The 21,957-nt window shown below is 68.5% G+C and carries 16 protein-coding genes; 4 read left to right on the forward strand and 12 right to left on the reverse strand.

Going from position 1 to position 21,957, the window contains the following annotated elements; translation table 11 throughout:
* Window positions 1-5: 5 nt before the first annotated feature.
* The 4 genes from cydB (at window position 6) to G6N34_RS12045 (ending at window position 4,987) form a co-directional block, all read left to right on the forward strand.
* Window positions 6-1,052: a cytochrome d ubiquinol oxidase subunit II gene (gene cydB / locus G6N34_RS12030; protein ID WP_085151151.1), complete on the forward strand. Its 1,047-nt coding sequence runs from the start codon at window positions 6-8 to the stop codon at window positions 1,050-1,052.
* 86 nt (window positions 1,053-1,138) lie between these two features.
* Entirely contained in the window at window positions 1,139-2,716 is a 1,578-nt protein-coding gene (gene cydD, locus G6N34_RS12035) for a thiol reductant ABC exporter subunit CydD (RefSeq protein WP_234812838.1), read from the forward strand.
* The gene (gene cydC / locus G6N34_RS12040; RefSeq protein ID WP_407663269.1) at window positions 2,703-4,412 is read left to right on the forward strand and encodes a thiol reductant ABC exporter subunit CydC; all 1,710 of its coding nucleotides are present in this window, start codon (window positions 2,703-2,705) and stop codon (window positions 4,410-4,412) included. Before cydD ends, cydC begins: the two co-directional genes overlap by 14 nt.
* A complete protein-coding gene (locus tag G6N34_RS12045; RefSeq protein WP_085151152.1) occupies window positions 4,409-4,987 on the forward strand; it encodes a DUF4190 domain-containing protein in 579 nt (192 codons plus the stop codon). The genes cydC and G6N34_RS12045 overlap by 4 nt, the downstream gene beginning before the upstream one ends.
* A 48-nt stretch (window positions 4,988-5,035) precedes the next feature.
* Here the strand turns inward: G6N34_RS12045 and G6N34_RS12050 are convergent, their stop codons facing one another.
* The 12 genes from G6N34_RS12050 to G6N34_RS12105 all read right to left on the reverse strand — a co-directional run bounded on the left by G6N34_RS12050 (window position 5,036) and on the right by G6N34_RS12105 (window position 21,929).
* Entirely contained in the window at window positions 5,036-5,929 is an 894-nt protein-coding gene (locus G6N34_RS12050; protein ID WP_085151153.1) for an acyl-CoA thioesterase II, read from the reverse strand.
* Window positions 5,930-5,959: 30 nt separating this feature from the next.
* Window positions 5,960-7,378: a pyruvate kinase gene (gene pyk / locus G6N34_RS12055; RefSeq protein ID WP_085151154.1), complete on the reverse strand. Its 1,419-nt coding sequence runs from the start codon at window positions 7,376-7,378 to the stop codon at window positions 5,960-5,962.
* A gap of 77 nt (window positions 7,379-7,455) precedes the next feature.
* Window positions 7,456-8,958 carry a glutamate synthase subunit beta gene (locus G6N34_RS12060; protein WP_085151155.1) on the reverse strand — a complete coding sequence of 501 codons (1,503 nt, stop codon included), beginning with the start codon at window positions 8,956-8,958 and terminating at the stop codon, window positions 7,456-7,458.
* The gene (gltB, locus tag G6N34_RS12065; RefSeq protein WP_085151156.1) at window positions 8,951-13,534 is read right to left on the reverse strand and encodes a glutamate synthase large subunit; all 4,584 of its coding nucleotides are present in this window, start codon (window positions 13,532-13,534) and stop codon (window positions 8,951-8,953) included. The genes G6N34_RS12060 and gltB overlap by 8 nt, the downstream gene beginning before the upstream one ends.
* A 191-nt stretch (window positions 13,535-13,725) precedes the next feature.
* On the reverse strand, window positions 13,726-14,142 hold the full coding sequence (locus G6N34_RS12070) for a DUF2752 domain-containing protein (RefSeq protein ID WP_085151157.1): 417 nt from the start codon (window positions 14,140-14,142) through the stop codon (window positions 13,726-13,728).
* A complete protein-coding gene (locus tag G6N34_RS12075) occupies window positions 14,132-14,611 on the reverse strand; it encodes an NINE protein (protein ID WP_085151158.1) in 480 nt (159 codons plus the stop codon). The genes G6N34_RS12070 and G6N34_RS12075 overlap by 11 nt, the downstream gene beginning before the upstream one ends.
* A 153-nt stretch (window positions 14,612-14,764) precedes the next feature.
* Entirely contained in the window at window positions 14,765-16,690 is a 1,926-nt protein-coding gene (gene lgt / locus G6N34_RS12080; protein ID WP_109788408.1) for a prolipoprotein diacylglyceryl transferase, read from the reverse strand.
* Entirely contained in the window at window positions 16,687-17,493 is an 807-nt protein-coding gene (gene trpA / locus G6N34_RS12085; protein WP_085151160.1) for a tryptophan synthase subunit alpha, read from the reverse strand. Before trpA ends, lgt begins: the two co-directional genes overlap by 4 nt.
* Complete coding sequence (gene trpB, locus G6N34_RS12090; protein ID WP_085151161.1) at window positions 17,490-18,758, reverse strand: tryptophan synthase subunit beta; 1,269 nt, start codon at window positions 18,756-18,758, stop codon at window positions 17,490-17,492. Before trpB ends, trpA begins: the two co-directional genes overlap by 4 nt.
* Before the next feature lie 42 nt (window positions 18,759-18,800).
* Window positions 18,801-19,619 (reverse strand): indole-3-glycerol phosphate synthase TrpC, encoded by an 819-nt coding sequence (gene trpC, locus G6N34_RS12095; RefSeq protein WP_085151162.1) that lies wholly within the window; start codon window positions 19,617-19,619, stop codon window positions 18,801-18,803.
* Between the two features lie 101 nt (window positions 19,620-19,720).
* Window positions 19,721-20,401, reverse strand: coding sequence for a TIGR02234 family membrane protein (locus G6N34_RS12100; protein WP_085151163.1), 681 nt, complete (start codon window positions 20,399-20,401; stop codon window positions 19,721-19,723).
* Entirely contained in the window at window positions 20,394-21,929 is a 1,536-nt protein-coding gene (locus G6N34_RS12105; RefSeq protein WP_109788422.1) for an anthranilate synthase component I, read from the reverse strand. Before G6N34_RS12105 ends, G6N34_RS12100 begins: the two co-directional genes overlap by 8 nt.
* Window positions 21,930-21,957 lie beyond the last annotated feature (28 nt).

Raw genomic sequence — 21,957 nt, forward strand, 5'->3', positions numbered from 1 at the left:
CTGACATGGGACTTCAGGAACTCTGGTTCATCATAGTCGCCGTGCTGTTCCTCGGGTTCTTCATACTCGAGGGCTTCGACTTCGGCGTCGGCATGCTGATGGCGCCACTGGGCGCCATGGCTGCGCCCGCGGATCGGGAGAATCACCGGCGCGCGGCGCTCAACACCATCGGCCCCGTGTGGGACGGCAACGAAGTCTGGCTGATCACGGCAGGCGGCGCCATGTTCGCAGCCTTCCCGGGCTGGTACGCGACGGTGTTCTCGGGGCTGTACCTGCCGCTGCTGGCGATCCTGTTCGCCATGATCCTGCGGATCGTCGCCATCGAGTGGCGCGGCAAGATCGATGACCCGATTTGGCGGAGGCGCGCCGACATCGGCATCGCCGTCGGGTCCTGGGTGCCGGCAATACTGTGGGGCGCAGCCTTTTCCATCCTGGTGCGGGGTCTGCCGGTCGGGCCCGACAAGCAGGTCGTGAACCTGGCGTTCACCGACGTGATCAACCCGTACACGCTGCTCGGCGGGTTGGCCACGTGTGGCGTGTTCCTGCTGCACGGCGCGGCGTTCCTGGCGCTGAAGACCGCGGGTGAGGTGCGCGACAACGCGCTGACGATCGCCCGCCGACTCACCATCCCGGTGGTGGTGATCGCGGCCGTGTTCGGCCTGTGGACCCAATTCGCCTACGGCAAGCCCGGTTCCTGGATTCTGCTCGGTCTCGCCGTCGTCTCGCTGCTGACCGCGGTGTTCCTGCTGCACCGGGGCACCCGCGACGGATGGGCTTTTGTCGCCACCACTGTCGTGGTCTTCGCGGTGGTCTCGATGCTCTTCGTCGACCTGTACCCGTACCTGCTGCCCTCCACTCTGGACCCGGAGTGGAGCCTGACGATCTACAACGCGTCGTCGACGCCGTACACCCTCAAGGTCATGACATGGGCCGCCGCGATCTTCGCGCCGCTGGTGATGATCTACCAGGCGTGGACGTATTGGGTGTTCCGGCAACGCATCACCGCCGATCGCATCCCGGCGTCGATCGGGCTGTCGAGGCGCGTGTCCTGACCAGCTCGACGCGCACGTCGAAGGGGCCGCTGGATCCCCGCTTGACCCGCGCCTCCGCGTCGGTCCGCCGGTTCCTCCTCGCCACGGTGTGCTGCGGTGTGGTGACGGCCGCAGCCACGATCGCCTCAGCTGTCGTCGTCGCACACCTTGTGGCGGCGGTCATCACCGATCCGGCGACCCGGACTTTTGCGCGCTGGACGTCGACTCTGCTTCTGCTGGGCGGACTGTGGGCGCTGCGCACATCGGCGCAGTGGGCCCAGGCCCGGATCAGCCAGCGTGAGGCCAGCGGAGCGATCGCCGATCTGAGCACCCAGGTGCTCACCGCCGTCACATCGGCGTCGCCGCGTGCGCTGGCGGCGCAACGCGACGCCGCGGCGGCAGTCGTACTGCGGGGACTCGACGGTCTGCGACCGTACTTCACCTCCTACCTGCCCGCGTTGGTGCTGGCCGTGCTGCTCACGCCGGCGGCGGTCGCCGTCATCGCCGGCTACGACGTGGCCTCGGCAGGCATCGTTCTGGTCGCGCTGCCGCTGATCCCGCTGTTCATGGTGTTGATCGGCCTGGTGACCGCCGACCGCTCCGCCGCCGCACTGCAGGCCATGACCACACTGCAGGCCCGTGTGCTGGATCTCGTCGCGGGCATTCCCACGCTCCGTGCGCTGGGCCGGGCCGACGGACCCGAACGCCGTATCGCGGATCTGAATGCGGCACATCGGCGTTCGGCGATGTCGACGCTGCGCATCGCGTTCATGTCGTCGCTGGTGCTGGAACTGCTCGCGACCCTCGGTGTCGCCCTGGTGGCGGTCAGCGTCGGACTGCGGTTGGTCTACGGCGGAATGACCCTGGCCGACGGGTTGACCGCGCTCCTGCTGGCCCCGGAGGTGTTCTGGCCGCTGCGCCGCGTCGGCGTGGCCTTTCACGCGGCTCAGGACGGTAAGGCCGCCGCCGACAAGGCATTTGAGCTCATCGGCACGACAGCGCAGCGCCCGGCCCACGGTACGCGGACGGTGTGTGCCGCCGGCAGCCCACTGACGTTAGAGCACCTGAGCGTCGTCGACCGGGACGGCGCTCGGCCGGATGATCTGACGGCGACGATCACACCGGGTCGAGTCACGGTGCTCACCGGCCCCAACGGCGCCGGGAAGTCCACAACGCTGCAGGTGATCGCGGGGCTGACGCCGCCCACCTCGGGTCGGGTCATCGTCGAGGGGGTGGACGTGGCCGACCTGGATCCGCGGGCGTGGTGGGCGCAGCTGTCCTGGTTGGCACAGCGGCCTGTACTGGTGCCCGGCACCGTCGCGGAGAACCTACAGTTGTTCGGCCCTGTCCCCCGCCTCGACGAGGCCTGCACCGCAGCGGGTTTCGACGAGGTGTTGGCCGACCTCCCCCTCGGCACCGCCACAGTGCTCGGCCGCGGCGGCGTCGGCCTGTCCCTGGGGCAGCGGCAGCGCCTCGGCCTGGCCCGCACGCTCGGCTCATCCGCGCCGGTCCTGCTGTTCGATGAGCCCACCGCACACCTCGACCCGGACACCGAGGCCCGTGTGCTGGCGGCGATCTCCGAGCGCGCGCATCGCGGGGACACCGTCGTGATCGTGGGTCATCGGCATTCGGTGCTCGCGATCGCCGACGACATCGTGGAAGTCAGTGGCCGTGTTGCGGTCTGACCCCCTGGTGCAGGGACTGCGGCTGTTGCGCCCTCGGATGCCGCGTCTGGCCCTCGCCGTCCTCTGCGGGGTGCTGTCGCTGGGCAGTGCGCTGGCGCTGGCCGCCGTGTCGGCCTGGCTGATCACCCGGGCTTGGCAGATGCCGCCCATCCTCGACCTGTCGGTGGCCGTGGTCGCCGTGCGGACGTTCGGCATCTCCCGCGGCGTGCTGAGCTACTGTGAGCGCCTCGCATCGCACGACACGGCCCTGCGCGCAGCGGGTTCGGCCCGCGTGCAGATCTACCGGCGACTGGCCCGAGGCCCGGTCGAAGTCCCCGCCACCCTGTCAGAAGGTGATCTGGTGGGCCGGGTCGGCCACGACGTCGACGAACTCTCCGATGCGCTGGTCCGGGCGGTCCTGCCGATCACCGTGGCCGCGGTTCTGTCGGTGGCCGCGGTGGTGGTCCTTGCGTTGATCTCACCGGCGGCAGGTCTGGTGCTCGCGGTCTGCCTGGCGGTGTCCGGGGTGCTCGCACCGTGGTTGTCCGCGCGCGGTGCGGCAGCGCAGGAGCACACCGCCCGCGGCCACCACGCGGATCGCGACATCACGGCGATGACCATCCTGGACCACGCACCGGAACTCCGGGTCAGTGGCCAGCTCCCTCGGCTCATCGTCGAAGCCGCCGAGAGCCAGCGGAATTGGGGCCACGCGCTGGACCGTGCCGCACGCCCCGCGGCGATCGGTGCGGCCATCCCCACGGCCGCGATGGGCGTCAGCCTGCTCGGTGCCGTGGTGATCGGCATCGAGATGTCGACGACGCTGGCGCCCACCACTCTGGCAATCCTGATGCTGCTGCCGCTGTCGTCGTTCGAGGCCGTGACGGCGCTCCCGGCAGCGGCCGTGCAGCTGACCCGGTCACGCATCGCCGCGCGCCGCCTGCTGGTCCTCACCCCGTCCGAGGCCTCTGACGTCGACGACACGCAATTTATCGCCCCCACAGCGGATCTGACATTGACCGCGCAGGCGACTGCCGGGCATTCCGGCGGAGGGCACACCGTCGACGTCGACCTCGTGTTGCGGCCCGGTGACCGGATGACCGTGCTGGGGCCCAGCGGATGCGGGAAGACCACGGTGTTGATGACACTGGCCGGGCTGCTCGCACCACGTTCGGGACGTGTCGACATCGGTGGCATACCGCTGGATCGGCTTGCCGAGGACGAACTTCGCGCCCACGTGGTGTTCTTCGCCGAGGATGCGCACGTCTTCGCCACCACCGTTCGCGACAACCTGCTCGTCGTCCGCGGTGACTGCACCGACACCGAACTTCTTGCGGCCCTGGATCGGGTGGGGCTGCGGGACTGGCTGAGCCGCCTGCCGGACGGGCTGTCGACCGTGCTGACGGGCGGTCCCGAGGCGCTGTCGGCGGGGCAGCGCAGGCGCCTGCTTCTGGCGCGAGTGCTGTTGTCGACCGCGCCGATCGTGCTGCTCGACGAACCGACCGAGCATCTCGACGCAGCCGCTTCCGACTCACTGCTGCGGGCCCTGCTGTCGGGCGATCTGATCGGCGAACACCGGACGGTGGTGGTGGCCACGCACCATCTCCCCAGCGACATCGGCACCGTGTGTCTGAGGCTGCAAAGCGGCTCTGGACGCCCGGCGACGGGTACCCTGGCTGGCGGTCCAGCAAGTCGAACCGACGGGGAGCGCAACTCATGACTCAGCCACCGGGGTCGGACTCGCCCGACTCCTCGCCCGATTCCGGCTATCCGCCGCCCCCGCCTCCGCCGCCGGGCGGCTATCCCCCGCCGCCGGGCGGCTATCCCCCGCCACCACCGGGCTATGCCCCTGGGTATCCGCCGGCTCCGCCGCAGCCCTACTCGGGGTATGGGCCGTCGCCGACGGGCATGAAGAACGGTCTGGGACTCGCGGCGCTCGTGGTCGGCCTGATCTCGCTGCCCGCATCCCTGACGATCCTCGGTGGCATCATCCTGGGCATCACCGCGATCATCCTCGGTGTCGTGGCGCGCGGTCGCGTCCGCAGGGGTGAGGCCGACAACGGCGGTGTGGCGCTGTCCGGAATCGTGTTGGGCGCGTTGGGCACCCTGTTGAGCATCGTCGTGATCGTGGTCGCGGTGGTGGCGGGCAACTGGTTCCTGGACATCGGCGGCCGAGACTTCGTCGACTGCATGCGCGACGCGGGCAACGACGCGGCGGCACAGGCACAGTGCGAGGACGAGTTCCGCGGCAAGATCGAGAACAACCTCAGCGTCACTCTCACCCCGACCCGCTGACCGCCACCGCGATCCATCCCAGATGCGCTGTGCCGCATCGGGTTGCGATCAGCGGTCGCGGCTCGGGAAGTGCTTGACGATGCCCTCCTGCACCACCGTGGCCACCACGTGGCCGTCCTCGTTGAAGAAGTGCCCGGTGCCCAGGCCCCGCGACTCCGCGGCGACGGGTGAGGTCGTGGAGTACAGAACCCATTCGTCGAACCGGAACGGCCGGTGGAACCACACCGAATGGTTCATCGTGACCGCGAAGATCCGGTCATGGCCCCAGGACAGGCCGTGCGTGGTGATGATCGAGTCCAGCACCGTGGTGTCCGAGGAGTAGACGAGCGCGGCCTGATGCAGCACCGGGTCGTCGGGCATCGGCCCCTCGGTCTTCATCCACACGCGGTTGTGGGGCAGCTTGGCGCCCTTGTCGCGCATGATCCAGGCGGGGTCATTGGTGTAGCGCCATTCGATGGGCCGTGACGCGTTGACGAACAGCGGCACCGTCTCCTCGTACCCGGCGAGCAGGTCGTCGATCTTGGGCAGCCATTCGGGGCCTGTGACGTCGGGCATCTCCACGTTGTGCTCGAGGCCGCGGCCGCCGGACAGATACGAGATCAGCGCAGTGCCCAGCAGAGCCCCGTTCTGGGTCACGTCCACCCGACGGTTGGCGAACCGGCGTTCGTCCCGGAGGTGGACCACTGAGAACTCGAGGTCCTGTTCCGGGTCGCCGCCCGCGATGTAATGCGCCGACAGCGCACTGGGCGGCAGGTTGGCCGGCACGGTCCGACTGCCCGCCACGAAGGCCTGCGCCATCATCTGTCCGCCGAATGTGCGGACCGGATTCTTCGTCGGGTGTGAACCGAAGAAGGTCTCGACGCCGGGCGCCGACGAGTCCGCTCTCCGGAGATCGAGTACTGCCAGCAGTTCTTCGAAGTCGCTGCTGGCCTGCGTCGTCATCTGGGGACAGTCTCCTGGTGGCGCGAGTTGCTAGTGGTCGTCCTCGCCGATCCGGTGCACATGGATCAGGTTGGTCGAGCCTACTGTGCCCGGCGGTGCGCCCGCGACGATGACCACCAGATCGCCGCGCTTGTAGCGGCCGAGGTTCAGCAGGGACTTGTCCACCTGCCGGATCATGTCGTCGGTGGTCTTCATGGTCGGGACGATGAAGGTCTCGGTGCCCCACGTCAGTGCAAGCTGGCTGCGCACCTCCGGCAGGGCCGTGAAGGCCAGCAATGGAAGGTGCGTGTGCAGGCGGGCCAACCGACGCACGGTGTCACCGGACTGAGTGAACGCCACCAGTGCCTTGGCATCCAGGCGCTCGCCGATATCCCTTGCGGCATAGGAGATCACGCCGCGCTTGGTGCGCGGAACGTGCGTCAGAGGCGGCGCGGCGATCGAGTTGTCCTCGACGGCCTTGATGATCCGGGCCATCGTGCGGACCGCCTCGAGCGGATGCTTGCCCACCGAGGTCTCCCCCGACAGCATCACGGCGTCGGTGCCGTCGAGCACCGCGTTGGCGACGTCGGAGGCCTCGGCCCGGGTGGGGCGGGAGTTCTCGATCATCGAGTCGAGCATCTGCGTGGCCACGATGACGGGCTTGGCGTTCTCTCGGGCCATCTGAATGGCGCGCTTCTGCACCAACGGCACCTCTTCGAGGGGCAACTCGACGCCCAGGTCACCGCGGGCGACCATGACGGCGTCGAACGCCAGCACGATGGCCTCGAGGTTGTCGATGGCCTCGGGCTTCTCGAGCTTGGCGATCACCGGGACCCGGCGGCCCACGCGATCCATGACCTCGTGGACGAGTTCGACGTCGGCCGGAGACCGGACGAACGACAGCGCCACCAGGTCGACGCCCAGGTGCAGCGCGAACTCGAGGTCTGCGATGTCCTTCTCAGACAGTGCAGGCACCGACACGCTCATACCGGGCAGCGACAGACCCTTGTTGTTGCTGACCGGGCCGCCCTCGGTGACGGTGCACACGACGTCGGGTCCGTCGACGTGCTCGACGACCAGCGCCACCTTGCCGTCGTCGACCAGCAGACGATCCCCCGGCTGCGCGTCTTCGGCCAACTGCTTGTAGGTGGTCGAGACCCGGTCGTGGGTGCCTGGGCAATCCTCGACCGTGATGCGCACGGTGTCGCCGGTCTCCCACACCGTCGGGCCGTCGGCGAACCGGCCGAGCCGGATCTTGGGACCCTGCAGGTCGGCGAGGATGCCCACGGCGTGGTTGGTGGCGTCGGAGGCACGGCGCACGCGCTCATAGGCCTCTTTGTGGTCAGCATGGTCGCCGTGGCTGAAGTTCATCCGGGCGACGTCCATCCCCGCGTCGACGAGCGCACGCATCTTCTCGTCAGTCCCGGTAGCGGGGCCCAATGTGCATACGATCTTGGCGCGTCTGGTCACGACGAGCCAGCATAGTCGCAGTCAGAGGCCATCTCGACCGATACAGATCGCGGGGCCGAATTTCGCCTGGCCGACACCTACACGACCGCCAACGGCAACGCGCTGGGCCGCACCGGCTCGGGCAAATCCGAGTCCCCCATCAGGTACACGTCGACGGCGTGCGCGGCGCTGCGGCCCTCGGCGATCGCCCACACCACGAGCGAGGCGCCCCTGTGGGCATCGCCACAGACGAACACCCCGGGCGTGCTGGTCTGCCAGTCCGAACCGCACGGCAGCGCGCCGCGACGGTTGCGTTCCAGGCCCAGTCCGTCCAGCAGCGGCATCGGCTCCACACCCTCGAAGCCGATCGCCAGCAAAGCCAGGTCGCACGGCAGCCGCAGCGGATCGCCCACGGGGGTGATGTTGCGCCGCCCGTCGGCGTCCCTGGTGACACGGACCTCGGCGATCTCGATCGCGGCCAGGTTGCCGTCGTCGTCGCCGAGGAAACGCTGGACGGCCACCTCGTACTTGCGGGCACCACCCTCGGCGTGCGCCGGGGACGTGCGCAGCAGCAGCGGCCAGGTCGGCCACGGCGTGCGGGACTCGTCGCGCGCCTCCGGCGGTTCGGGGTTGTAGTCCAGTTGGGTGACCGACGCCGCGCCCTGGCGGTGTGCGGTGCCCAGGCAGTCCGCACCGGTGTCACCGCCGCCGATGATGACGACGTGCTTGCCCGCCGCGGAGAGGTGTGACGGCCCGTCGCCCTCGCACTCCCGGTTGGCCGGCACGAGGTGCTCCATCGCCAGATGGACACCGTGCAGGTGCCTGCCCTCGACCTCGGTGTCGCGGCCCTGCAGCGCGCCGACGGCGAGGACCACGGCGTCGAAGCGGCTGCGCAGCTCGTCGACCGAAAGGTCGACCCCGACCTCGCAGTCGGTGACGAAACGTGTTCCCTCTGCGCGCATCTGGGTCAGCCGCTGGTTGAGGGTGTCCTTCTCGAGCTTGTACTCCGGGATGCCGTAGCGGAGCAGCCCACCGAGGCGGTCATCGCGCTCGTACACCGTGACGTGGTGCCCGGCCCGCGTGAGCTGTTGTGCGGCAGCCAGTCCCGCGGGACCCGAACCGACGACTGCGACGTTCTTACCGGTCGCGATGGCCGCGGGCTGAGACTCCACGATGCCGTCGAGCCAAGCCTGGTCGGCGATGGTCTGCTCGATCCGCTTGATCGTCACGCTGCCGCCGGTCTGAGCCTCCGAGATCGACAGCACGCATGCCGCCTCACAGGGCGCCGGGCACAACCTGCCGGTGAACTCCGGGAAGTTGTTGGTGGCGTGCAGCCGATCGCTGGCGGCGTCCCAGCGACCGCGGCGCGCCAGGTCATTCCACTCCGGGATCAGATTGCCCAGAGGGCAGCCCGCGGTCCCCGAGTGGCAGAACGGAATGCCGCAGTCCATGCAGCGCCGTGCCTGCTGACTGACTTCGCCGGCGCGCTCATGCGGGTCCTGCCGTTCGTAGACCTCGCGCCAGTCACCCACGCGCTCGTCGACCGGGCGCTTGGCGGCCTCGATCTTGGGCACATGCAGAAAGCCGGTTGGGTCAGCCACGAGTCGCCTCCATGATCGCCGTGTCCACGTCACGTCCCTCCGCCTTGGCCATCCTGGTGGCCTGCAGCACCCGCTGGTAGTCGGTGGGCATGATCTTGGTGAATTGTGCACTGCGCCTTGGCCAATCGTCGAGCACCGAGCTCGCGACGGTGCTGCCCGTGAGCTGGGCGTGCCGGGCGATGACGTTGTGCAGCCAGGCCAGGTCCTCGGCCTCCATGCGCTGCAGTTCCACCATCTGCGTGTTGACCTTGGCCGGGTTGAGTCCGAGCACATACGCGATGCCGCCCGACATGCCGGCGGCCATGTTGCGGCCGGTCGGGCCGAGCACGACGACGCGCCCACCCGTCATGTACTCGCAGGCGTGGTCGCCGACGCCCTCGGTGACGGCCAGCGCACCGGAGTTGCGCGCGCAGAACCGCTCGCCGACTCGGCCCCGCAGGAACACCTCGCCGGATGTCGCGCCGTAGAGCAGCGTGTTGCCCGCGATGACATTGTCCTCGGCAAGGAACAGCACGTCGTCCGGCGGGCGCACGACCACGCGACCGCCCGAAAGGCCCTTGCCGACATAGTCGTTGGCGTCGCCGACCAGATCGATCGTGATGCCCGGCGGCAGGAACGCACCCAGAGACTGACCGGCCGAACCGGTCAGCTTGACCGTGATGGTGTCGGCGGGCAGGCCCGCGGCGCCGTACCGGCGGGTGACCTCCGAGCCCAGCAGCGTGCCGACCGTGCGGTTGACGTTGCGCACGGGCAGTTCCAGCACCACCTTGTGTGCGTCCTCGAGTGCACCCTCGGCCAGTGCGACGAGCGTCTGGTCCAGTGCCTGTTCGAGGCCGTGCTCCTGATCGCGCAGCCTGCGCCTCTGCGGCAGCGGCGCCCCGTGCTGGTCAGTCGGAGTGCCGAAGATCGGCGACAGGTCCAGGCCCTGGCTCTTCCAGTGCGCCACACCGGCTTCGGTGTCTAGCAGTTCCGCGTGTCCGACGGCCTCGTCGATGCTGCGGAAGCCCAGTTCGGCCAGGTGACCGCGGATGTCCTCGGCGATGAACCGGAAGAAGTTCTCGACGAACTCCGGCTTGCCGTTGAACCGTGCACGCAGTTCCGGATTCTGCGTCGCGACACCCACCGGGCAGGTGTCGAGGTGGCAGACCCGCATCATGATGCAGCCCGAGACGATCAGCGGCGCGGTCGCGAAACCATACTCCTCGGCGCCGAGCAGCATCGCGACCATCACGTCGCGCGCGGTGCGCATGCCGCCGTCACACTGGACTGTGATCCGATCGCGAAGACCGTTGAGCACCAACGTCTGCTGCGCATCGGCGAGGCCGATCTCCCACGGGGCGCCGGCGTGCTTGAGCGAGGTCAGCGGCGCCGCGCCGGTGCCACCGTCGTAGCCGCTGATCAGCACGACGTCCGCGTGCGCCTTGGACACACCGGCGGCCACCGTGCCGACTCCGACCGAACTGACCAGCTTGACGTGGATGCGCGCGGCCGCGTTGGCGTTCTTCAGGTCATGGATCAGCTGGGCCAGATCCTCGATCGAGTAGATGTCGTGGTGCGGCGGCGGCGAGATCAGCCCGACGCCGGGCGTGGAGTGCCGGGTCTTGGCGATGCTGGGATACACCTTGTACCCCGGAAGCTGGCCACCCTCACCGGGTTTGGCGCCCTGCGCCATCTTGATCTGGATGTCCGTGGCGTTCACCAGGTACTCGCTGGTGACGCCGAACCGGCCCGAGGCGACCTGCTTGACCGCGCTGCGGCGGCGCGGATCGTAGAGACGGTCGGCGTCCTCGCCGCCCTCACCGCTGTTCGACCGGCCACCGAGGTTGTTCATCGCGATGGCCATGGTCTCGTGGGCCTCGGCAGAGATCGAACCGTAGCTCATGGCGCCGGTGTTGAACCGCGTGCAGATCGAGTCGACGGACTCGACCTCGGAGATCGGGACGGGCGGGCGCACACCCTTTTTGAAGCCGAAGAGCCCGCGCAGCGTCCCGCCCTCACGCGAAAGCTTGTCGACCTCCTCGGAGTACTTCGCAAAGACGTCGTACTGGCCCGTCCGCGTCGCGTGCTGCAGCAGGAACACCGTCTCCGGGGTGTACAGGTGCAGTTCACCCTCGCGGCGGAACTGGTACTCGCCGCCGACCTCGAGGCGCCGGTGCACCCGTTCGGTCGGATTCTCCGGATACGCGCGGCGGTGCCGCAGCTTGACCTCTTCGGCGAGAACGTCGAGGCCCACGCCGCCGAGTTGACTGACCGTGCCCTCCAGGTATTCGTCGACCACACCCTTGTCCAGGCCGATCGCCTCGAACGCCTGCGCTCCGGTGTAGGACGCGACCGTGGAGATGCCCATCTTGCTCATCACCTTGGTGACGCCCTTGGTGAGCGCCTTGAGGTAGTTGCGCACGGCGGTCGCGGGTTCGATGCCGGTGAGCTCGCCCTCGCGGATCAGGTCCTCGATCGATTCGAACGCCAGGTAGGGGTTGACCGCGGCGGCGCCGTAGCCGATGAGCAGCGCGATGTGGTGCACCTCGCGGGCATCACCCGTCTCGACCACGAGCGCGACCATGGTGCGCTCCTTGGTGCGGACCAGGTGATGGTGCACGGCCGAGACGGCGAGCAGTGACGGGATGGGCGCTTTGGTGTGGTCGGAGTCGCGGTCCGAGATCACCAGTGTGCGAGTGCCTTTGGCGATCGCCTCGGAGGCGCGGCGACGCAGGTCGTCGATCGCCTCGGCCAGCCCCTCACCGCCGCGCTCGACGTCGTAGAGTGCGCGCAGCACCGACGTCCGCAGCCCGGGCTGCTCACCGTCGTCGTTGATGTGGACGATCTTGTTGAGTTCGTCGTTGTCCAGCACCGGGTACGGCAGCAGGATCTGCCTGCACGATGCGGCCGTCTCGTCGAGCAGGTTCTGCTCGGGCCCCATCACGCGGGCCATCGAGGTGACGATCTCCTCGCGGATGGCGTCCAGAGGTGGGTTGGTCACCTGCGCGAACAGTTCAATGAAGTAGTCGTAGAACAGCTTTGAGCGCTGCGACAGGACCGCCACCGGGGTGTCGGTGCCCATCGACCCCAGCGGTTCACCGCCGGAGGCCGCCATCGGCGTAAGCAGCAGCCGCAGGTCCTCTTCGGTGTAGCCGAACGCGATCTGGCGGCGCACCACCGACTCGTGGTTAGGCTGCACCCGCGTCCGCTCAGGCAGCGTCTTGAGGTCCAGCAGGCCGGCGTGCAGCCATTCACCGTAGGGGTGGGCGTTCGCCAGGTCATCCTTGATCTCGTCGTCGGACACGATCCGGCCGGCCGCCGTGTCGATCAGGAACATCTTGCCGGGTTCGAGACGGCCCTTGGCCACCACGTCACCGGGAGCCACGTCGAGCACGCCACTCTCACTGGCCAGGATGATCCGGTCGTCGATCGTGCGCCACCAGCGACCCGGGCGCAGACCGTTGCGGTCGAGCACCGCACCCACGACCGTGCCGTCGGTGAAGGTGACACAGGCCGGGCCGTCCCACGGCTCCATGATCGAGGCGTGGAACTGACAGAACGCACGCCGCTGCGGGCTCAGGGTGGCGTTGTTCTCCCAGGCCTCCGGGATCATCATCATGACCGCGTGGGGCAGGCTGCGGCCACCGAGGTGCAGCAGTTCCAGGGTCTGGTCGAACGACGCGGAGTCCGAGGCGTCGGGTGTGCAGATCGGGCTCAGCCGGGACAGATCGCCGCCGATGACTGAGCTCGCCAGCATCGCCTCGCGGGCGTGCATCCGGTTGCGGTTGCCGCGGACGGTGTTGATCTCGCCGTTGTGGGCGACGAAGCGGAACGGGTGCGCCAACGGCCACGACGGGAAGGTGTTGGTGGAGAAGCGGCTGTGCACGATCGCAATTGCACTGTGGCAGCGCTCATCTCGAAGATCGGGGAAGAATTTGGGCAGCTGCATCGTGGTGAGCATGCCCTTGTAGGTCATGGTCCGCGACGACAGTGACGCGAAGTAGACCCCGGTGCCGGCCTCTTCGACGTCGGTGGTGTTGTGACCGGCCCGCTTCCGCAGCGGGTACACCCGGCGGTCGAGGTCGATGCCGGACAGTCGTGGGCCGTCGCCCTCCGGGGCTGCGACGAAGAACTGCGCGAAGTGCGGCATGCAGCCCAGGGCTGTCATGCCGATGTCGGCGCCGTCGGGGTCGACCGGCACCTCACGCCACCCCAGCACCTCCAGGCCCTCGTCGACGGCGATCGCCTCGATGCGGTCGCGGGCCGCCTGGCGGGCGACGGGGTTCTGGGGCAGGAAGCAGATGCCTGCGGCGAACGTGTTGGCACCGTCCGCGGCGGGCGCGGGCAACGGGAAGTCGACGACCTCGGTCAGCAGTTCGACCGGCAGTTGGAGCAGGATGCCCGCGCCGTCACCGCTGTTGGGCTCGGCACCCGCGGCACCACGGTGTTCGAGGTGTTCGAGGGCCACGAGGCCGTCGGAGACGATCGAATGCGAACGTCGGCCCTTGATGTCGGCGACCATGGCGACACCACAGGAGTCCGACTCCTGCGCGGGGTCATAAAGCCCTTGAGCTTCCGGCAAAGCCGAGAACAGCATGCGAATCCACCTCTGCGGTCATGACGACGGCGGGCGGAAAAGCCTTTGCGCACACAGCGTTTCAGTTCTTCTGGCCTGCCGCAGTCTGACGATCTGTCATCCGGGACTGCATCGGCCCGACGAATACCAAGCGCAGCCCAGCGAAAAAGGCGCGCGTCAGCGAGGCAATTGTATCAGCCCGGATGGGGCCGCTAAGCCTCCAGAATGGTCGGGACCAGCGGGAAACCAGTGAGATTGCGCACCACGGTCCAAGCCACCGCACTGACGAGCACCACCGCGCCGGCCCACCAGGTGAACACCCTCTTGCGCTGGGTGTAGCGAATCAGAACCCAGGCCAGCAACAGCGGTATCCCGACCAGCAGGTAGACGTTGTCGTGGACCGCAGCCGCGACGTCACCGTGCAGAAGGTCATGCGTCATCCGCAGACCGCCGCAGGCCGGGCAGTCCCAGCCCGACAGGGCCTTGAAGAAGCACGGTGGGAAGACCGAGCCCGGGCGATGTGGGTCGACCAGGCCGATGTACGTCAGCGCACCGGCGGTGGCCACCCCGCCGACCCCCAGCGCCGCATAGATGCCGGCTCGCCCCGAGCCGATCCGGTCAGGTGCCATCGCGCAGCGGACGTCCCTGCGGGTCGCGGACCCGATCGGTCAGGATCAGCACCGCGTCGACGATTCCCCAGATCGCGGGCAGCGCGAATCCGAGGCCGCAGGTGAGGATGCCGAGGACGGCGCCGCCGATCCAGCCGATCAGCAGTTGGGCGACGCCGTAGCCGACCTGGCCGAGGTACATCCGGCCGATGCCCAGGAAGCCGAAGAGCCCGAGCAGCTGCAGCAGGCCCGCGACCACCTTCGACTTGTCCGAAAACGGCTCACCGGTGATCGCGTGGCGACCGTACGGGGCGGACGGGTCTGCGTAGGGGCCGCTGACCGGGTAATAGCCCGACGGCGGCGGGGGCGGCGGATACGCCTGGTGGCTGCCCGCGCTGTACTGCGGCGGCGGGGGCGGCGGTGGAAACCGCGGGGGTTCCTGCGGTGTCGAGCCATCGCCCGGATACTGGCCGGGCTGCGGATCCGTCATAGTGTCCAGGATGCCAGATGGTTTTCGGGGTCGCGGGTGCGCCGAGATCTATTCGGCGCACGCCGAGATCTACGCCAGGGCTGTTGAACGGGACCGATCACGACCCTCATGTAGAACTCGACTGGCGAGACGCCGAGATGACCGGAACGGTCGTCAGCGCTTGCGCCGCCACCATCGGCGACGGCCACTTTCGGAGGCGTCCTCCTCCTGGTCGGCCTCAGCGGCGGGTTCGTCAGAGCCATCAGCGGGCTCGTCAGACTCGGCGGCCTCATCAGCCACAGCGGCCTCATCAGCCACAGCGGCTTTCACGGCGACCTGCTCGGGCTCAGCTTCGGCGGAGTCGTCATCGGACTCTTCGTCTTCGGCCGCAAGCTCCTCGGCCGCAAGCTCTTCAGCCTGCTCAGACACCGGCCCATCGGCGGGGGCGATCACCGACTCGTCGAGGCTCTCGAGATCCTCTTCGTCGACCGGATCGTGGTCCTCGTCGATCAGATCCTCGGCGACGGGTTCCTCAGGCTCAGCGGCGTCGGGTTCGGGCTCGGCGGTCTCGGACTCGGCGGTCTCAACCTCATCGAGCTCGTCGGCCTCATCAACCTCTGACTCCGCTGAATCCTCGGTTTCGGCGTCTTCGGCCGCAAGCTCTTCGGCCTGCTCAGACACCGGCCCATCGGCGAGGACGGCCACCGACTCGTCGAGGCTCTCAAGATCCTCTTCGTCGACCGGATCGTGATCCTCGTCGATCAGATCCCCCTCCTCAGCGACGGCCGCGGTCTCGGTCTCGACCCCCGGCGCAGCCACCTCGGCTTCGAGAATGTCCTCGTCCTCGGCCTCGTCTACAGCCTCAGCCTCGGCTTCAGGCTCGTCCTCGGCTTCGGCTCCGGATTCGCTGGATTCAGCTGCCTCTTCGACGGCGTCGACGTCCAGCTCGGCCACCGCAGCGGCGTCTGCAGCCTCCAAGTCCCCCGAATCCTCGGAGTCGTCGTCACCGATCTCGACAGGCACGGGCTCAGGCTCGTCGACGGCCACGGCATCAAGCGCCTCGACATCCACCTCTGCGACGTCGGCGGCGGACTGTTCGGCGCCAACCGAGTCGGGTGGCCCTGTGTCCTCCGTGTCCTCCCGACCCGCCACCGTGGCCGCGGCGACGACGCCGGTGGTCGCGGCCACCGCCGCGAGATCCTCGGCGATCTCCTCGACGAGGGTCTCCTCGTCGTTGCCGCGCAGCGTGGCCGGATCCTCCCGGCCCTTCGGCGCGAGGATGAAGTACACGAACGCACCGATGAACACGAAAGTCGCGGTGAACGAGTTGATCCGGATGCCGGCGATGTGCGTCGCCAGATCGTCACGCATCAGTTCGACGCCGAAGCGGCCCAGGCAGTACCCCGCGACGTAGAGCGCGAACAGCCTGCCGTGACCGATTTTGAAGCGGCGGTCGATGTAGATCAGGGCCGCGAAAACCAGCAGGTTCCACAGCAGTTCGTACAGGAAGGTCGGATGCACCACGGAGTGCACCTGCCCCGTCGAGACGCCGTTGAGCGAATGCACATCGACGACGCCCGAGGGGTCCTTGCGATAGAAGATCTCCATGCCCCAGGGCACGGTGGTGACCCGGCCGTAGAGTTCCTGGTTGAAGTAGTTGCCGATCCGACCGATCGCCTGCGCCAGCACGATGCCGGGCGCGATCGCATCGCCGAAGGCGGGCAACGGGATTCCGCGCCGCCGGCAGCCGATCCAGGCACCCAGGCCGCCGAATGCCACCGCGCCCCAGATGCCGAGCCCACCGCTCCAGATGCTGAGTGCGGCAATCGGTCCGGCGCCACCGGGGCCGAAGTAGGTCTGCCAGTCGGTCAGGACGTGATAGATGCGACCGCCGACGAGGCCGAACGGCACCGCCCAGACGGCGATGTCGTAGATGACCCCGCGCTCACCACCGCGGGCGACCCAGCGTCGATCTCCGATGATCAGTGCGGCCACGATCCCGATGATGATGAACACCGCGTAGGCCCGAATCGGCAACGGACCCAGATGCCACACACCCTGGGAAGGGCTGGGGAAATAGGCCAGTGTCGATGTGATCACCCAGTAACCCCAGTCACTCTCTGTCGCACGCCGATTGCCAGTTCTTCGGTGAGCGCACGCACGGCGGGAAGACCGTCGCTGAGTGCGGACACCAGTGCCGAGCCCACGATGACGCCGTCGGCATACGAGCCGATCTCGGCGGCCTGCTCACGCGAACGCACCCCGAGACCCACACCGACCGGGATGTCGGAAACGGCCTTGACCCGGGCCACCAACTCCGGCGCCATATTGGACACCGCGTCCCGCGCCCCGGTCACACCCATGGTCGACGCGGCGTAGATGAAGCCCCGCGACGCCTGCACCGTGGCGGCCAGCCGCTGCGGCGTTGACGACGGGGCCACCAGGAAGATGCGGTCCAGGTCATGGGCATCCGAGGCGGCCAGCCATTGGTCAGCCTCGTCGGGAATGAGATCCGGCGTGATCAGACCAAGTCCGCCTGCGGCGGCCAGGTCTCGCGAGAACGCGTCGACGCCGTAGCGCAGCACCGGATTCCAGTAGGTCATCACGACGGCGCGACCGCCAGCGTTGCTGATCGCCTCGACGGCACGGAAGGCGTCGCGGACCCGGACTCCCCCTTGCAACGCCGTCTCGGTGGCCGCGGCGATGACCGGGCCGTCCATCCCGGGATCGGAGTAGGCGATGCCGACCTCGATGATGTCGCATCCGGCGTCGACCATGGTGGTCATGGCCTCGATCGAGGTCGCGACGTCCGGATAACCGGTGGGCAGATAGCCGATCAGGGCCGAGCGGCCCTCCTGGCGGCAGGATTCGAAGATCGGGCCCAGCCGAGAAGCACCGGTCACGACTGCACCGCCGTCTCGTCGAGCAGGCCGAACCACTTCGCCGCGGTGGCGACATCCTTGTCGCCGCGCCCCGACAGGTTGACCACCACGATGGCACCCGGGCCCAGTTCGGCGCCGAGCTTCAACGCGCCGGCCACCGCGTGCGCCGACTCGATCGCCGGGATGATGCCCTCGGTGCGGCACAACAGGCGGAAGGCGTCCATGGCCTCGGTGTCGGTCACCGGACGGTACTCCGCCCTGCCCGTGTCGAGCAGGAAAGCATGCTCGGGGCCGACCCCCGGATAGTCCAAACCGGCTGAGATGGAATGGGATTCGATGGTCTGACCGTCCTCGTCCTGAAGCAGGTAGGAGAACGAGCCCTGGAATGCGCCCGGTGTGCCGCCCGTGAATGTGGCTGCATGCCGTCCGGTTTCGACGCCGTCACCGGCGGCCTCGAAGCCCACCAGACGCACGCCGGGATCGTCGATGAAGGGGTGGAAGATGCCGATCGCGTTGGATCCACCACCGACGCATGCCGTCACCGCGTCGGGCAGTCGGCCCGCCTGGGCCTGGATCTGGGCGCGAGCCTCCATACCGATGATGCGCTGGAAGTCACGCACCATGACGGGGAACGGATGCGGACCGGCGGCCGTGCCGAAGCAGTAGTACGTCGAGTCGGCGTTGGTCACCCAGTCGCGGAACGCGTCGTTGATGGCGTCTTTGAGCGTCTTCGAACCTGACTCGACCGAGATCACCTCAGCGCCCAGCAGGCGCATCCGGGCGACGTTGAGCGCCTGCCGCGCGGTGTCGACGGCGCCCATGTAGATGACGCAGTCCAGGTCGAGCAGCGCGCACGCGGTGGCCGTCGCGACGCCGTGCTGGCCCGCGCCGGTCTCGGCGATCACCCGCTTCTTGCCCATGTGCTTGGCCAGCAGGGCCTGCCCGAGCACGTTGTTGATCTTGTGGGAACCGGTGTGGTTGAGGTCCTCGCGCTTGAGGAACAGACGCGCCCCGCCGGCATGCTGGGACAGCCTGGTGGCCTCGTACAGCGGTGACGGCCGACCGCTGTAGTGCTCCTGCAACCGGTCGAGTTCGCCGAGGAACTCGCGGTCGATGCGCACTTTGTCGTAGGCCGCGGTGACCTCTTCGATCACGGCCATCAGGGCCTCGGCGACATATCGTCCGCCGTAGACGCCGAAGTGGCCGCGGTCGTCGGGCTCATGCCGCGTGGTTTCGGAGACCGCAGCGCTCATGCGCGGCAGGTCATTACGGGTGTGTTCAGCCATGGCTGGAAGCTCTCTTGCGCGCCCGGAGGCTCATTCGGCCAGCTAGCGGGCCGGCTTCGGACAGGATGGATGGGTGCCTGCGGTCACCAGGTCAGCCACCGCGCTACGCGGGTCGCCGCTGGTCACCAATCCTTCGCCGACGAGCACCGCGTCGGCGCCGGCACCAGCGTAGGCCAAAAGGTCCGCGGTTCCGCGCACCCCGGACTCCGCGACGCGGATGACATTGCTGGGCAGTCCCGGCGCAATCCGTCCGAAGCAGTCCCGGTCGACCTCGAGGGTCTTCAGGTCACGTGCGTTGACACCGATCACCGTGGCGCCGGCCTGCAGCGCCCGGTCGGCCTCCTCCTCGGTGTGGACTTCGACCAGGGCCGTCATACCGAGCGACTCGGTGCGGTCCAGCATCGACACCAGGGCAGGTTGTTCCAGTGCGGCCACGATGAGCAGCAGCATGTCGGCACCATGGGCCCGAGCCTCGTGAATCTGGTACGGCCGCACAATGAAGTCCTTGCGCAGCACCGGGATGGTCACCGCCGCACGGACAGCGTCGAGGTCGTCGAGCGAGCCGTTGAATCGACGCTGCTCGGTCAGCACGCTGATGATCCGCGCGCCGCCGCTCTGATACGCCTTGGCCAACTCCGCGGGATCGGGGATATTGGCCAACTGTCCCCGCGACGGGCTGGCCCGCTTCACTTCGGCGATGACGCCGATGCCGGGCTCCCGCAGCGCGGCGAGAACGTTCAGCGCAGGTGGGGCCGCGTTGGCACGGGCCTTGATCTCCTCCATGCTGACGAGAGCTTCTCGAGCGGCAACATCAGCGCGAACTCCCTCGACTATCGAGTCGAGCACGTTGGCCGAACTCATGCCAGTCGTTCCTTCCTGCACTGCCGCGAATGCTCGTCGGGGCGCTGGTGCACGTTCCGCGATGGCTGGACAAAGGGTATCTGCTGTGTGGCCTGCAAGCGTCACCGACCCTCTGCGGGCGGATCCGGCTTGTCGTCGGTCTCCCGGACGGTGGGGTCATGGCCCTCGTCGAGGGCGTCCCAGATCATCCGTTCCGAGAGCCCGGACTCCGACGCCGCGTCGCCTTCTGTTTCGGCTTGTGCGGATTCGGTCTGCACCGCCGAACGACGTGCGCCTGGAGCGGCGTAACGACTGGTCGTTCGGCGGCCCGCGGTCGCGGAGCGGATCAGCAGCACCGCCGCGACCAGCGTGCAGATCGCGGCGACCAGCGTGCACACCGCGCCGGCGTACTCGCGCTCGGTGAGGACCTGGTCGGCGAACGGAATCTGCGCCAGTTGTGCGGCCCGCTCATCGACATCGGGCACCACCCACTGGCTCACGGCCAGGTAGGCGAGCCCGGCGCTGACGACGGCCAGCAGCAGCGCCACGGCGCGTAACGGCCACCCCCGCACCGCCAGGGTGGCCACGACCGCGGCCCCCAGCAGCAGCGCGACCGGCAGCAGGGCCGTCGACCAGGTCGAACCGGCCAGTTCCACGGTCTTGGGCTGGCCCAGGCCGTCGGAGCTGTGCAGCACCACCCATGTGAGCCGGGCGGCGCCCCACAGCAGCAGGGCCGCGACCACCAGAAGAAGCTGGCCGATGCGGAGGCCGCGCACGCTGCCGCGCTCCGGCGTGTCAGCCATCGCCCGGCACGGTCAGTGTCTCGGCGGCGGCGATGGCGCTGAGCACGGCCTTGGCCTTGTTCGACGCCTCGTTGAACTCATAGGGACCGTTGGAGTCGGCCACCACTCCACCGCCCGCCTGGACGTAGGCGGTGCCGGCCCGCATCAGGGCGGTCCGGATCGCGATCGCGAAGTCGGCGTTGCCCGCGAAGTCCAGGTAGCCCACCACGCCGCCGTACAGGCCGCGGCGCGTCTTCTCGACCTCTTCGATGAGCTCCATGGCGCGCACCTTCGGTGCCCCCGAGAGGGTGCCGGCCGGGAAGCAGGCCGTCACCGCGTCCAGTGCGGTACGTCCCTCCCCCAGCAGCCCCATCACGGTCGACACCAGATGCATGACGTGGCTGTAGCGCTCGATGTGGCTGTAGTCCTCGACCCGCACCGTGCCGGGCACACAGACCCGGCCCAGGTCGTTGCGGCCGAGGTCGACGAGCATCAGATGCTCGGCGCGCTCCTTCTCGTCGGCCAGCAGGTCCTTCTCGAGGAGCTGATCCTCCTCCTCGGTCGCGCCGCGCCACCGGGTGCCGGCGATCGGGTGCGTTGTGGCCCAGCCGTCCTTGACGGTCACCAGGGCCTCCGGGGACGACCCGACGATCGAGAACGCCGTGCCGCCAGCCTCATTGGGCACGTGCATGAGGTACATGTACGGACTCGGGTTGGACACCCGCAGCATCCGGTAGACGTCGATCGGGTCGACGTCGGTGTCCATCTCGAACCGCTGCGAGGGCACCACCTGGAACGCCTCACCCGCTTCGATGTCGCCGACCAGCTTCTCGACGATGCCGGTGTACTCCTCGACGGTCCGCTGCGCGCGGTGCACCGGCTGGGGACGGCTGAAGCTGGCCACCGACGACGGCAGCGGCTGGCCCAGCGCCTCGGTCATGACGTCCAACCGCGCGACCGCGTCGTCGTACGCCTCGTCGACCCGCTCGTCGGTGCCGTTCCAGTTCACGGCGTTGGCGATCAGCGTGATGGTGCCCTCGTGGTGGTCGACCGCGGCGATGTCGGTCGCCAGAAGCATCACCATGTCGGGAAGCTGCAGATCGTCGACGCACAGTTCCGGCAGCCGTTCCAGGCGGCGGACGAGGTCGTAGGCGAAGTACCCGACCATGCCGCTCGACAGTGGCGGAAGGTCCGCCAGCGGCGCGGTCTCCAGCAGCGTCAGCGTGGCGCGCAGCACCTCCAGCGGATCTCCGCCGCTGGGTGCGTCCTGCGGTGTGGTGCCGAGCCAGACGGCCTCGCCGTCGCGCACGGTCAGCGCCGAGGGCGCACCCGCGCCGATGAACGACCAGCGTGACCACGAGCGGCCGTTCTCCGCCGATTCCAGCAGGAACGTTCCGGGCCGGTTGGCGGCGAGCTTGCGATAGGCCGACAGGGGCGTCTCGCTGTCGGCGAGCACCTTGCGGGTGACCGGAACGACACGATGCTCGGCCGCCAGCGCGCGGAAGTCGTTTCGCGTCGTGGTCAAGGCGATGTTGGCGTTGGCGTGCACGCAGACCATCTTCCCAGACGGGTATCCC

Origin of the sequence: Mycolicibacterium confluentis, assembly GCF_010729895.1 — a bacterium.
Taxonomy (GTDB): Bacteria; Actinomycetota; Actinomycetes; order Mycobacteriales; family Mycobacteriaceae; genus Mycobacterium; species Mycobacterium confluentis.